Origin of the sequence: Nocardia sp. NPDC051030, assembly GCF_040683015.1 — a bacterium.
Lineage (GTDB): Bacteria > Actinomycetota > Actinomycetes > Mycobacteriales > Mycobacteriaceae > Nocardia.
In genome coordinates this window covers 421,056-434,127 of sequence record NZ_JBFBCD010000002.1, presented here as the reverse complement: position 1 = coordinate 434,127, position 13,072 = coordinate 421,056, and the positions used below count along the sequence as shown (strand labels likewise).

13 protein-coding genes are annotated in these 13,072 nt (G+C 65.1%); 7 read left to right on the top strand and 6 right to left on the bottom strand.

Going from position 1 to position 13,072, the window contains the following annotated elements:
• Positions 1-1,344, bottom strand: coding sequence for an MATE family efflux transporter (locus AB0N05_RS06520; RefSeq protein WP_364689548.1), 1,344 nt, complete (start codon positions 1,342-1,344; stop codon positions 1-3).
• A 295-nt stretch (positions 1,345-1,639) separates the two neighbouring features.
• Here AB0N05_RS06520 and AB0N05_RS06515 point away from each other — a divergent pair, with 295 nt between their 5' ends.
• Both AB0N05_RS06515 and AB0N05_RS06510 read left to right on the top strand, forming a co-directional pair.
• Positions 1,640-2,374 (top strand): hypothetical protein, encoded by a 735-nt coding sequence (locus AB0N05_RS06515; protein WP_364688287.1) that lies wholly within the window; start codon positions 1,640-1,642, stop codon positions 2,372-2,374.
• Positions 2,375-2,465: 91 nt separating this feature from the next.
• Positions 2,466-2,612 (top strand): hypothetical protein, encoded by a 147-nt coding sequence (locus AB0N05_RS06510; protein WP_364688285.1) that lies wholly within the window; start codon positions 2,466-2,468, stop codon positions 2,610-2,612.
• Positions 2,613-2,616: 4 nt separating this feature from the next.
• On the opposite strand, the gene AB0N05_RS06505 is transcribed toward AB0N05_RS06510, so the two are convergent.
• Positions 2,617-3,204, bottom strand: coding sequence for a TetR/AcrR family transcriptional regulator (locus AB0N05_RS06505; RefSeq protein ID WP_364688283.1), 588 nt, complete (start codon positions 3,202-3,204; stop codon positions 2,617-2,619).
• Positions 3,205-3,338: 134 nt separating this feature from the next.
• Here AB0N05_RS06505 and AB0N05_RS06500 point away from each other — a divergent pair, with 134 nt between their 5' ends.
• The 3 genes from AB0N05_RS06500 (at position 3,339) to AB0N05_RS06490 (ending at position 7,850) form a co-directional block, all read left to right on the top strand.
• A complete protein-coding gene (locus AB0N05_RS06500; RefSeq protein ID WP_364688281.1) occupies positions 3,339-4,190 on the top strand; it encodes a carboxymuconolactone decarboxylase family protein in 852 nt (283 codons plus the stop codon).
• Positions 4,191-4,454: 264 nt separating this feature from the next.
• Complete coding sequence (locus AB0N05_RS06495; RefSeq protein ID WP_364688279.1) at positions 4,455-6,263, top strand: PQQ-binding-like beta-propeller repeat protein; 1,809 nt, start codon at positions 4,455-4,457, stop codon at positions 6,261-6,263.
• Positions 6,264-6,284: 21 nt separating this feature from the next.
• Positions 6,285-7,850, top strand: a complete 1,566-nt coding sequence (locus AB0N05_RS06490; RefSeq protein WP_364688277.1) for a DUF4139 domain-containing protein — start codon at positions 6,285-6,287, stop codon at positions 7,848-7,850.
• Position 7,851: 1 nt separating this feature from the next.
• Here AB0N05_RS06490 and AB0N05_RS06485 read toward each other — a convergent pair whose 3' ends face one another.
• The gene (locus AB0N05_RS06485; RefSeq protein ID WP_364688275.1) at positions 7,852-8,706 is read right to left on the bottom strand and encodes a DUF5995 family protein; all 855 of its coding nucleotides are present in this window, start codon (positions 8,704-8,706) and stop codon (positions 7,852-7,854) included.
• A 176-nt stretch (positions 8,707-8,882) separates the two neighbouring features.
• Between AB0N05_RS06485 and AB0N05_RS06480 the strand changes: the two genes are divergently transcribed.
• Both AB0N05_RS06480 and AB0N05_RS06475 read left to right on the top strand, forming a co-directional pair.
• The gene (locus AB0N05_RS06480; RefSeq protein WP_364688273.1) at positions 8,883-9,527 is read left to right on the top strand and encodes a TetR/AcrR family transcriptional regulator; all 645 of its coding nucleotides are present in this window, start codon (positions 8,883-8,885) and stop codon (positions 9,525-9,527) included.
• Between the two features lie 270 nt (positions 9,528-9,797).
• On the top strand, positions 9,798-11,198 hold the full coding sequence (locus tag AB0N05_RS06475) for a serine hydrolase (RefSeq protein WP_364688271.1): 1,401 nt from the start codon (positions 9,798-9,800) through the stop codon (positions 11,196-11,198).
• 22 nt (positions 11,199-11,220) lie between these two features.
• On the opposite strand, the gene AB0N05_RS06470 is transcribed toward AB0N05_RS06475, so the two are convergent.
• The 3 genes from AB0N05_RS06470 to AB0N05_RS06460 are packed head-to-tail and all read right to left on the bottom strand — an operon-like array spanning position 11,221 to position 13,011.
• On the bottom strand, positions 11,221-12,216 hold the full coding sequence (locus AB0N05_RS06470; RefSeq protein WP_364688269.1) for a bifunctional oligoribonuclease/PAP phosphatase NrnA: 996 nt from the start codon (positions 12,214-12,216) through the stop codon (positions 11,221-11,223).
• A 36-nt stretch (positions 12,217-12,252) separates the two neighbouring features.
• Positions 12,253-12,696 carry a 30S ribosome-binding factor RbfA gene (gene rbfA / locus AB0N05_RS06465; protein ID WP_364688267.1) on the bottom strand — a complete coding sequence of 148 codons (444 nt, stop codon included), beginning with the start codon at positions 12,694-12,696 and terminating at the stop codon, positions 12,253-12,255.
• Positions 12,697-12,720: 24 nt separating this feature from the next.
• A complete protein-coding gene (locus AB0N05_RS06460) occupies positions 12,721-13,011 on the bottom strand; it encodes a DUF503 domain-containing protein (RefSeq protein WP_364689545.1) in 291 nt (96 codons plus the stop codon).
• Positions 13,012-13,072: the final 61 nt, after the last annotated feature.

Below are 13,072 nucleotides of genomic sequence, written 5' to 3'. Positions count from 1 at the left end.
TCAGGCCGCCCGCCGAGGCACCTCGGAACCGACCTGAGCCCACCGCCCCGACAGCGCCCGCCAGCAGACGGCGGCCAGTCGCAACACCATGAATGCGACCAGCCCCGTCCAAATCCCGCCGATCCCCCAGTCGTAGGCCAGCGACAGCCAGATCGCGGGCAGGAATCCGAGCAGCGCCGACCCGAGCGTGGCATTCCGCAAGAACGCCGCATCCCCCGCGCCCAGCAGCACCCCGTCGAGCGCGAACACCACGCCCGCGATCGGGATGATCCCCACGAAGAACCACCACACCACATGCGTGCGATCCAGCACCGAAGGATCATCGGTGAACAACCGTGGAATCACCCGATACCCCGCCGCGAACACCACGGCCAGCACCACCGCGAACATCGTGGACCACCCGGTAATCCGCCGCGCCAGCCCCTTCGCCCCTCGCGCATTCCCCGCTCCCAGCGCCGCCCCTACCAGCGTCTGCGCCGCAATAGCCAGCGAATCCAGCGTCAACGCCAGGAAATTCCAGATCATCAACACCAGCTGATGCGCTGCCACGGACGCCGCCCCGAACCGCGAAGCCACCGCCGCAGCCGAAACAAAGCACGCCTGAAACGCAAGACTCCGAGCAATCAAATCCCGCCCGAGCACCAACTGCGCCTTCATGATCTCGATATGCGGAGCCAACGGCACCCGCTCCCGAACCAACGCACTCACGAACAACCCCGCAGCCACCACCTGCCCCGTCACATTGGCGACGGCGGACCCCTCCAACTCCAGCCGCGGCGCACCAAGCAACCCATGCACCAAAACGGGACACAACACCCCCGAAAGTGCCAGCCCCGCAACCACATACATCAAAGGCCGCCGAGTCTCCTGCACCCCCCGCATCCACCCATTCCCCGCCATCGACAACAAAATCAACGGCACCCCGAACGACGCAATCCGCAACCAGGGCAAAGCCTCCCCCGCAATCTCCTCCCCACCCGCAATCCCCCGAGTAACCGGCCCCGCAAACACCTGCACCACAACCAGAATCGCAACCCCCACCCCCATCGCAATCCAACTGGCCTGCACCCCCTCCCCCACGGCCCCCCGCTCATCCCCCGCCCCATGCCGCCTCGACGCCCGCGCTGTCGTCCCATAACTCAAAAACGTCAACTGCGAACTGACCTGCGCCAAAATCAACCCCCCAACAGCAAGCCCCGCCAGCGCCAGCGCCCCCAACCGCCCCACCACAGCCATGTCGAACAACAAATAAACCGGCTCGGCAACCAACACCCCCAACGTAGGCACCGCAATCCCCAAAATCCGCCGAGCCCCCACACTCCCCACGTCGACAGGCCCCGCCACCCGCTCATCACTGTGCACCCGATCACAATCGCACACCGCACCGTCAACTCCTTTGATCCCGTCAGCCGTAGATGCCACGCCAGCGGCGAGGGAGCACTGGTGGCGGAAAAACGCCCGAATTCCCGCCACCACAGCTCCCTGATCTTGATCCAGCTCCCCTGCGCAGATGTCTGCCACGCCGCATACGTCTCGAGGCGTACGTCCACTGTCGCTTCTCGGCGGATGTGTGCCGGTGGCATGCCCACGCAGGCTGAGTTCGTAAGGAACCCAGCGCAATTGGTGGAGGAAACCATCTATGTCGACTACAGGTCTCGTATCGGAGTTGCGGCGTCCGCGGATCGCCGCGTTCGCCGGAACCTGCTACGTACTTTTTTTCATCGTGTCCCAGTTCGCGCCCGCGATTGTGGGGCAGCAGCACAATGGCCCGATCATCACGCCGTATTCCTCCGACGAGGTCGTCGCGCGCTACTTGGCCGAGACAAGCCATGACCTGATCGCGGTCGGAGCCTTCTGCCAGGGGATCGCGGCGATCGCGTTGTTGATCTTCGTGCCGTACGCGGCAGAGTATGCGCGCCAACAGGTTCCACACGGCCTGGCACCCGATCTGATTCGAGCCGCAGGCACGGTCGCCGCCGGGTTGTTGTTGCTGTCGTCCTCCCTGCAATGGGTCCTTTACCGACCCAGCGTCGCCGACGACCTGCACACCTACCGGGCCGTGCTGGACATGGTCTTCATCACCGGCGCCGCCCCGCAGGTCGCGACGACCGGACTCCTCGTCGGCGCCATCGCCACCGCCGCCCGCAGTGCTCGTGCCCTGCCCGCCTGGCTGAACTGGTTCGGGCTCCTCGTCGCGGCATTCTCGCTGGCATCGATGCTGTCGCTGCTGTTCGAGCCGGCCACCCTGTTCATTCCCCTGGGCCGGTATTTGGGGATGGTGTGGTTCCTCGTGCTCGCCGCGATGTTGTTGCTGCGCCGCACCCCCGCACGGACCGACGGCACTCACCCCACGGAACCTGTTGCGCGCCGGTGAGATTGCCGATCAAGGAGATCTGTGGTGCGTCGCTGGTTGTTATGGTCCTGGCTCGGTGTTCTCGGGCCGCTCACGGGTTCGCAGGCAATCGGTGGAGCCCTTCCGCCTCACCAGCGCCATCGTCTCGGTGGCTGCGATCGCCGTGTCCTTCGTGGCGCTGATCATCATCTCGGCGATCAGCGGGATGCGGGCCGGTCGGCGAAGTCTGGCGTACCGCGCCGCATCAGGCGGCGAATGACTGTTCACGCGCAGGCCGGTCGTAGGCCTTCGAGGATGTAGCCGACCAGCTCGGCGCTGGCGCGTACCTCGTCGTCGGGGGCGCCGAGCAGGTAGCGGTAATAGACTGGCCCGTACAGCATTTCGACCATGGCGCGGGTGGGGATGTCGTCGCGGATCTGTCCCAGGGCGATGGCGTGGTCCAGGCGCTGGCGACACGCGGTGATGCGGGGTTCGACAATGGTGTCGCGGACGGCGGCGGCGATGCGGGGGTCGGTCTGGGCTTCGGCGATCACGCCGCGGTAGATCGCGCCGATGTCGCCGGTGAGAGCCTTGGTGAGACTGGCGATCTGGGTTTGCAGATCGGCGACGATATCGCCGGTGTCGGGGAAATCGGTGGCGGGGTTCATCCTTTCGTTGACCGCGTCCAGAGCGACCGCCGCCTTCGACGGCCACCAGCGGTAGATGGTCTGTTTGCCGACTCCGGCCGCGGCGGCGATGGTGTCGACGGTGAGTTTCGCGTATCCGCTGCGCACCGATAGCTCGTAGGCGGCATCGAGGATCGCGCGGTGCGAGCGCGGGTTCCGCAGCTGAGGGTTCGGTGTGTTGGCCACGGGGCGAAAGCCTACCCCGAACGAGACAATTCGTCTCGTCTTGACGTGGTCCGATCGGCAGGCTAGCTTGAGGAGACGAGACGAATTGTCTCGTTCGCTTCGCCGCAGCTCACAGCCAGAAAGAAGCCCGCATCATGACCAGTTCCGTCCTGTCCACCGACATCACCGCCATCGACGATCGCTACCAGCGCGGCCTGGCGCTGCTGGCCACCGTCGGTGGCAACGCGTCCACCGCGGCGCTCGACCCCATCGCCGAACTCGCACCGGACCTGGCCCGCCTGACTGTCGAATTCGGCTACGGCGACATCTACGCCCGCCCCGGCCTGACGCTGCGCCAACGACAGCTCATCAATGTCGCCGCCCTCACGGCCATGGGCACCGCGGCCCCGCAGTTGCGCTTCCACATCGACGGTGCCCTCAATGTCGGCGTCACCCCCGCCGAGATCGTCGAGACGATCATCCACATCACCGTCTACGCCGGAGTCCCGGCCGCCCTCAATGGCATGGCAGTTGCCAAGGCCGCCTTCGCCGATCGCCCCGACGTGGCCGACCCGATCATCACCATCGGCCCCGCCGGTGAGGAGACCGCCCGTCAACGCTACGAGCGTGGCCTGGAAGGTATCGCCCGGATCGACGGCGAAGCAGGCGAGCAAGTCGTCGCCGCACTCGAAGGCATCGCCCCCGACCTGGCCCGGTACCTCATCGAATTCGCCTTCGCCGACGTCTATTCCCGCCCCGGGCTGGACCTTCAGACCCGCGAGCTCGCCACAGTCGCAGCCACCACCGCCATGGGCACCGCCGCCCCGCAACTACGAGTGCACCTACACGGCCTACTCAACGTCGGCGGCACCCGCGAACAAGCAATCGAAGCGATCACCCAAATGGCCGTCTACGCAGGCTTCCCAGCCGCCCTGAACGGAATCGCCGCTGCCCGAGAGGTTTTCGCAGCCCGCGACGCCGAGCACGCCGCCGACACCCACCACTGACCACGACTGGTCTCGATGGGCGTGACACCGGCTTACCCGCCACAGTCTGCGGCCAGTCGATCGAACTAATCGCAGATGACTGCACCAATTCCGTCGGAACGGTTGGCGTCCCGCGTCTTCCGCCGCTCAACAACTCGAGGGCCGGTGCCGGAGCGGGTGAGGGAGCACTGGTGGCGGAAAAATGTCCGAATTCCCGCCACTACAGCTCCCTGATCTTGAACGAGGTCACCGGCGTAGCGAGTTGATCTAGCTAGGCTGCGAGCCATGCGACTCACCCGCATCTGGGCCATCCTCGGCGCGCTCGGCTCCGGCTTGCTCGTCGGCGGCACCGCACTCGCCGTCTACAGCCGCTTCTTCGCGTCGACCTGGCCGCTGGACGAGATATGGATCCGAGGCGAGCGCTGGTTCAGGTCGGAGCCTGGCTGGAATGCCTCGGCTGTGCCCGGGTATTTCGCGACCGCATCGGTGTGTGTCGGCATAGCAATGTTGATCGCGCTGGTGATCCTCATTGTGAGGATCGACAGGAACTGGGACTCGTACGGAGACCTGACCGTTTACGTGGTGAGTGCCGTGTCGGCCACGCTGCTCGTGTTGTCGATCATGGCGATCAAGTACCCGGTGACCGAGTCTTACCACCGGCTCCAGCGCGAGGCCCCGCTGTTCGCGCAGTTACCCACAGCGCTGGCCGCCGCTGCGCTGGTGGTGGCCGGAACGATTCTGGTCATCGGAATCCTCTTGCGGCCCGACCGTATTCGTAGCCTGTCGCGGCGAGCCGTGGCTATCTCTGCCGTGGCCGGCCTGCTGGTATCGGTGACGGTCGGAGTCGTCGCGGTGCGAGCGGGCGACGATCGACGGAACGTCGATCACGTGACAGCTTCCCGTGTCGAAGCTCCCACGGCGCCGGATCGGCTCGGTTCCGAACGCTATCGGGTGCCGATATCGTTGGCTTGCGGCAGCAATAGCCGATGCTCCACCGACTTGGTGGCGGCGGGTGCCGGGTTCGTCATGGCGTCGACGGCAGGCCTGACCGCCTACGACGGGACGACCGGGGCACAGCGCTGGCACTATTTGCGCAAGAACACCGAGCCCGATCAGCAAGACGGCGTCAGCTATGTCGGTGATTCTCTCCAGTCGCTGGACGGTGGAAATATCGTCCTGGCCAAGTGGAACCAGCTGGGCTGGATCGCTTTCGACGCTTCGACAGGCGAGATCCTCTGGCAGAACTCGGATTTCATCCGGGATCTACAAGACCCGGAGCTGAAGTGGAATGTCGAGGGAAACGGTTACCGGTCCGCTCCGGGTCTTCTGACACTCGCAAGCCACGATCGCGTACTCGGATACGACCCTCGCACCGGGTCCCGGAAGTGGTCGGCAGATACGTCTGGACCCGAATGCCGGGGCAGTAGGAACAACTTCGTCGTCACCGCGACAGCAATCTACCGAACCCTGGAGTGCCGCAACCAGACCGAATCCTGGCTCACCGCGATCGCTCTGGACCTCCAGACCGGTGTCGTGGTCGGTTCCCGTGAACTCGAGCGGACATCGGATATGACCCATGAGCTGTACTCCCACATCCGACGGTATTCGAACACCGTCGCGATCGAATGGTCGTACCGAAACCGAATCGTCGTCGGAACCCCGGAGAAACTCACCACCGCTGTCACCATCAGCGACCGAGAGCACATTCCGCTTGCCGCCGACCCGGACGGACCGGACGTGGTGGTTCAAGACTCCGTTCGAGATCCGAAGCCCGCCTGGCATTTCAGCGTGCTCGACTCCGATAACGGCGCGGTGAAGTACGCACTACCCGGAATGCGGGGCGACAACGGCAGCAGAATCTTCCTGACCTCAGAGATTGTCGAAGCGGCGTTCTACTTCCCCGACGACGGCTCGTACCGACGTGAGATACGAGCGTGGAGTCGCACCGACGGCAGTCCGACGCTGACCCACCCGCTCCAACGCGACGACGCGAAATGCTCGTCACCAGGGGCTCTCGTCGCGCCCGGAGCAGTTCTCGTGGTCTGCGGCGAAGAACAGAGTGCCGAGCTGATCGGCTTCGGCATATCTCGTTGACACTCGAGGCAGGCTGTAGTGATGACCTCTCTTGAAACTGCCATTACTGCGGCCACGGTCTATCCGGATCGGGCGCGGGTTACACGGTCCGGTAAGGCGAATTTGGTGGCGGGTGAGCATCGGATACGGGTTGCGCCGCTGCCTTTGGGGCTGTTGCACGATTCGATTCGGGTTGCCGGGCAGGGGGAGGTGACTGTGCTTGGGGTGGATCTTGTGACCGAGCGGCAGCCGGCGGCCACCGATGAGCAGGTGGCGGGGGTGCTGGAGCGAATGCGGGAGATCGAGGGGGCGATGACCGAGCTTGCCGATGCCGACCGGGGGGCGGAGGCTCGGGTCGCGTTTTTGAAGCGGCTGGCGCAGCAGTCGGCGGAGCGGTTGGCGAAGGCCGATCAAGAGCGGGTGATCGAGTTCGCCGACAGTCTCGAGGCGCAGTATGGGTCGATTCATTCGGCGCGGCGGGAGCGGGAACGGGTGCGGCAGGAGCTCATTCGTGAGCAGCGCGCACTGGAGCGGCGACTGTCGGACCTGCGTGGCAAGAACCGCAGCGATACGCAAGTCGCGGTGATCACCGTGGAGGCGGTTCAGCCGGTGACCGTCGATCTGGAGATCTCCTACGTGGTGCCGGGCGCAAGCTGGAGCAGCAGTTACGATCTGCGCCTTGCCGATGCGGGACTCACGCTGCGCTGGTTCGGGCTCGTGCGGCAGAGCACGGGTGAGGACTGGCCGGAATGCCGGTTGCAGCTGTCGACCGCTCGCCCGGCGCAAGCGCTCGATGTCCCCGAGTTGAATCCGTGGTTCATCGGTGCCGCGGCACTGACCAGGTCCCGTTCCCGTCGCGGCGTGGATCGGGCCTTCTCCGCATCGGAGGAGATGGATGGCGCTGCGCCGATGATGCTCGGCGCCGCACCAGGCTCGGCGATGCCGGCGCCTCCTGCTCCGGTGCGCGAATCGGTCGCCACCGTCGAATACGGTGTCACCGCAGCGACTTACACGCCGCAACGCACCGTCGCGGTCCCGTCCGATGGCACGGCCCACCGCACCGTGATCACGGCTCTCGATCTCGAAGCGGAGCTGGATCACGTGACCGCCCCGGTCCAATCTCTGGAGGCAGTCCTGCGCGCGACCGTCCGCAACTCCTCCGACCACACCCTCCCACCCGGCCGCGCAGCCCTGTTCCACGAGTCCGAGTACGTCGGAGCCACCGACCTCGAAACCTGGGTCCCCGGCGAGGAACGCGAACTCGCCCTAGGCGTCGACGACCGCATTCGCATCGAACGAGAGTTGGTGCGCCGCAACGCGACCAAGGCCACGCTCGGCTCGACCCGCCGCACCGAGGTGGAGTACACGATCACGGTCGCCAACCACGGCACCCGCCCCGCCACGGTGACCGTCCTCGACCGCCTCCCGGTCTCCCGCGACGCGTCGATCACCGTCAAGGAAACAGCCGCCAAACCCGAGCCCGCCGACCGCGACGAACTCGGCGTCCTCACCTGGAAAACAAACCTCGAGCCACAGGCTCAGACCACCATCACCTTCGGCTACCGGGTCGAATCCGGAAAGGGCGTAACCGTTTTCGGCCTCGACTGACTCAGATCAGGTTGAGGGCTTCCAAGCCGTTGAACACGGTCTCGGCCGTGTTGTAGAGCTCGTGCATGCCGATCTCGGCGGGCTGGCGGGTAACCGGCTCCTGCATGGCGATGCCGGAGGCGAGGGCCGTGCCGCGCACGCTCTGGAACATGACGTAGCTCGTATTGCCCTGGCCGATAATCAGATCCGCGCCCTTGCCGAGGAAGTACAGGTGGAAGAAGCCCGCCAGATTCGCACCGTAGACCGACTGGAGTTCGTCGGTGATGTGGCTGGTGGTGTTGATCAGGGAATCGCCGATGGCAAGGAAGTCCCTGGTGTGGTCGATGCCGGTGTCCGTCGCGGCAATGGCCTGAGGGAAGTCGATGAGCAGGTGCGCGTCCAGGCCCGCTGCGGCGACTCGACCGGCCGAGCGGGACGGGTCGGCAGCCATCGCGTAGTAGCGCTGCCAGGTCGGGGTGACCGTGCCACCGGTCAGGTTCCCGTGCAGGTTCTCCAAATACCGGTGGAAGAACTCGGCGCTCACGGCGCGCGCCCACTGCGGATCATCGAAGCGGCCCGCATCCAGCAGCGGGTTCGCGTCGCGCAGGATATTGCGATAGAAGATCGCGAAGATCCCTCGCCGGTCCTTCTTGGCCGCGAAGATGTCGGCGATGCGCTCCATGCGCTGCTGACCTTCGTGCAGATCGGTGAGCGTGGCGGGATCCGAGAGGCGGATCAGCTCGGCCAGCTCGGCATTGTCGACCGTTGCTGTGGCGACTGTGGGCTGCTGCGGGTTGACCGCGGCCGCCGGGCCCGCCGCTACTCCGATGATTGCGGCCGTGGCCACGAGAATGCTCGCGATACGCGAAACGTGCATGGTGGTGCCTCGAACTTCCGATCAAAAACTCCTGAACAAGAACAATTGCCAAGCGGAGTTTGCCAGAGGTTCGCCGGATAGCAAAACCGGATAACAGCTGTTCAGGCGGCATGCAAACGCAGTCGAGACCGCCTGGCCGCACAATGCTTCCGGCACAGTCGGATACGGTGAACCACATGACGACAATGGCCGGACGGCAATACGGTGGCCGAGCGGTGACCGACCGTCTGGCCGAACGTCGGCAGCGATTCATCGACGCCGCGATCGCACTCTTCGCCGAACACGGGTACGCGAATAGCTCGCTGGCCGATCTGTGCGCGGCCGCCAAACTGTCCAAGCGCCAGTTCTACGAGAGCTTCGATTCCCGCGAGGTCCTGCTCTTCGCGGTCTACGACTTCATCCAGGACGGCGCCGCCGAGGCGGTCACCGCCAAAATGGCCGCACTGGGACCGAACCCGGACATCCACGAGGCCATCGCCGCACTCGTCTCCGCGCACCTCGGATACTTCGGCGCCGATCCGCACCGCGCCAAGGTCGCATTCGTCGAGGTCGTCGGGATCAGCGACAAGCTCGAGCAGTATCGCCGCGAACGGCGGCTGCGCTGGGGATCAATGCTGCAGCTCATGCTGAAGACGATCGGCGGCCCCGACTCCCAGATGCGATCCACCGCGGACCTGGCCATCAGCGCACTCATCGGTGCCACCAATGGCTTGGTGCACGAATGGCTCTTGACCGATCCGCGCCCACCGATCGGCAGACTGGTCGACATCCTGGCCCCCATGGCGGAGACCTTCATCATTCCGGCGGATCAGAGCCGATAAACCGACCCACCTATCAGCCATCGCGTTCGCCGCGATGGCTCCCGCGGTCTCGGCCAGCCCATACCCCACGTAACAGGCAGACCGAGACCACGGAAGAAATGGTCCAGGCGCACATTCTGAAACTGGCTGGGCTCACAACATACCTAGATAGCCCCGAGTCGTCTACCTGTGTCACATATGAGCGCGATTGTGTCGCGCGGCACTATCTGCTTAGATCTGCTATCTGAGACCAGTAGGTTTCACTCAGTTTTGCCGAGGAGCCGTTGATCGATGTCGATTCGCCGCCGCAGCGCATGGGCGACCGCCCTGACCGCCACCACCCTGGTGCTGCTTCCGTTCACCTCCCCGGCGGCCATCGCCGACCCGACGCCCGAGAACGGATGCACCGATCCGGCGGCCGGGCAGCTGTTCGATCGGCGCGGTCCCGCCGACGTCGGGATGGATCCGGCCGCGGTGAACAATGCACTCGACTTCGGTGCGAGCGCCGGTGGCGTGGCGGTCCAGATCTATCGGCACGGCTGCCTCGTCGGCGATCGCACGCCCACCGGCAATGTGCCGCTCCCGCTGGCCAGCGCCACCAAGGGAGTGACCTCGGTCGTGGTGGGACGGGCCATCACAATGGGATATTTCGGGCTCGACGATCCGCTCGTGAAGTTCTTCCCGCAGGCCGATCCGGCCCACGCCCAGCTGACCGTGCGCCAAGTGCTCAACCAGACGACGGGCCTGCACTTCAGTTGGACCGCCGATCTCGCTGGCCTGTACACAGATTCAGCGCTCCAGTCGCTCGCCTCGCCCGCGGACTACGCACCGGGCACCACCTTCCAGTACGCGCAGAACGTGATCGAACTGCTGGTCAAGATTGTCGAAACCACCACGGGCACCGACTTTCAGGGCTTCGCACAGCGCGAGGTGATGCAGCCGATCGGTATCGACCGCGGGAATTGGATCTGGCTGCGCGACCGCAGCGGCAATACCGCCGTCAATGGCGGACTCGCCATGCGCCCCTCCGACATGGCTCGACTGGGTCAGCTCATGCTGCACGAAGGACGCTGGGACAACCAGCAACTCATCGATGCGGACTACATCGGGCAGGCCCGCACCGGCACCGACGCCAACCCCGGCTACGGCCTGCTGACCTGGCTCAACTCCGGTGACACCTACAAGGGCACCGAAGTCCCGCGCGCCTCCAGCTACAACCACCCGCAATTCCCGGGCTCCCCGCGCGACATGTACTCCTTCGAGGGGGCGCTCGGGCAATTCATCACCATCGTGCCCAGCCGCGACATGGTGATCGTCCGCATGGGAATCCCGCTGCGAGTGGACCTCAGCAATCCGATCGCCCTGCTCACCGGCAGCGGGAATCCGGATACCAAGGAGCTCTACCACCGGATCACCGCGGCGGTCACCGATATGCCCGCGGAGCCCTACGTGAATCCGTACACGCTGCAGAACCCCGGCCTGCCGATCGAAAGCCTCGATGACATCGGGAAGGTGCTCGATCCGGTCACCGCCGCCGAAATCCTGCTCGGCGTCGGGCCTTTCGCCTCGACCAGCTGCAATATCCTGTGGTGCAACGGAAAACCCGTCCCAGTGGATGTCTTCCGGCTAATGCTCGATGTCGGCGGGCAGCTCGTGAACGCGATCCAGTCACTCGGCAATACGCCGCGCTGAGGTCAGCCGATCCGCCAGGTATTCAGTACGCGTTCAGCTCGCGCAGCAGCCCGGCGATCAGGTCCTCCGGAGTGCCGCCGGTGGAATAGCCTGCGGCATAACGGTGTCCGCCCCCGCCGAGAGCGGTCGCGACCTTGGCGACATCGACTCCCGGTGTGCCATCGGCACAATCGTGAGAACGCAGCGAAACGGTCCACTGCTCGGGCTCGCTGCGGGATTCCTTGAACACCGCGGCGACCTGCGCCTCGGAGGTGGTCCGCACCAGGTCGATAATGCTTTCGACCTCCTCGGAGCGGACCCCGGCGGTGTCCTCACGCCGGACGAAAACATAGACGAGCCCCGCACCGTCGGCGGCCTCGCGATCCAACTGCGCCGACGCCAACACCCGAGACAACATCGGCAGCCAGCCGAAGGGATGGGTGTCCATGAGCGTGCGAGTAATGCTCGCGGGATCGATACCGGTAGCGATCAGCCGCTCGGCAAGCGCATGCGAGCCGGGCCGCGGCCACTTGAAAGACCCTGTGTCCGTGACCAATCCGGCGTAAAGACAATGCGCCACAGCACGATCGATGGGCTCACCCCACGCATCGAGAACGCGCGCGATCAACCCCGCGGTCGATTCCGCGGCCTCGTCGATGACATTCACATCGCCGAATCGGGTATTGGATCGATGATGGTCGAGTACGAGGCTCACCCGAGCCCCGTCCAGCCGATCCCGCAAGGAACCGAGCCGCCCCGCGCTGCCGCAGTCCACGGCCACCAGCACATCGACTTCACGCGGAACCTCGCCCGGCGGAACCAGAAACTGGGTCCCCGGAAGCGACCGCATGGAGGCGGGCAACTCGGAAGGTTCGGCGAAGGAAACACGCACGGGAACCCCGCGCCGATGCAGCACCTGGGCCAAGGCCAGCCCACTGCCGATCGTGTCGGCATCGGGCTGCACATGGCAGAGCACCGTCACCGACCGTGCGGTGTCGAGCACCGACACCGCCGCGGTCAGATCGAACGGTTCACTCACCGGCGCGTCTCCTCCCCCGGCTGCCGCGAACGAAGATCAGTCTTCGTCTTCGTCGTCGGCCTTGTACGGGTCGGCCTCACCGGCGTAGGTGGCATTGACGGCCACCTGAGCCACCCGCTCATCCACCTCGCGCGCACGGGCCAGCAGTTCTTCCATCTGCTTGGCCGCGTCCGGCACGGTATCGAGCACGAACGACAGGCTCGGGGTGAACTTCACCCCGGTGCCGGCGCCGACCTTGGAGCGGAGAATGCCCTTGGCCTTCTCCAGTCCGGCCGCCGCTTCGGCGTAGTCGGGTTCGGTGTCGAGGGTTTCACCCATCACCGTGTAGTAGACGGTGGCCTCGCGTAGATCTCCGCCGACCTTGGTATCGGTGACGGTCACGAAACGCAGCCGCGGATCCTTGATCTCGCTATCGATGGCGGTAGCCACGATCGTAGAAATCCGCTTCGCGAGTCGGCGTGCCCTGGCTTGATCAACCATGGCCGTGCCCTCCTAACTCGTCTTTCAGTCTTCGGGTCCGAAGACGCGGCGGCGTACCGCTAGCAACTCTAACTCCGGACGGTTCGCGACGTGCCGTTCGCACTTGTCCAGCACCTCGGTCAGGTGATTCATGCCGTAACTCACCATTGCCACACCGAGCAACGTACGCCGATATCGGTCATGTTCCCCGCCCTCGGTCACACTCACGTCGAACCTCTTCAGGTCCGCGATGATCGGGCGGATGACGGAGCGCTTCTCCTTCAGTGATTGCACATCACCGAGCAAGATATCGAACTCGAGCGCTCCGAAAAACAGTTTTTCAGTCATATGAACGCGCCCCGGGAAATGCGCGTCGGTTACCCGGAAAGGGAAGGGG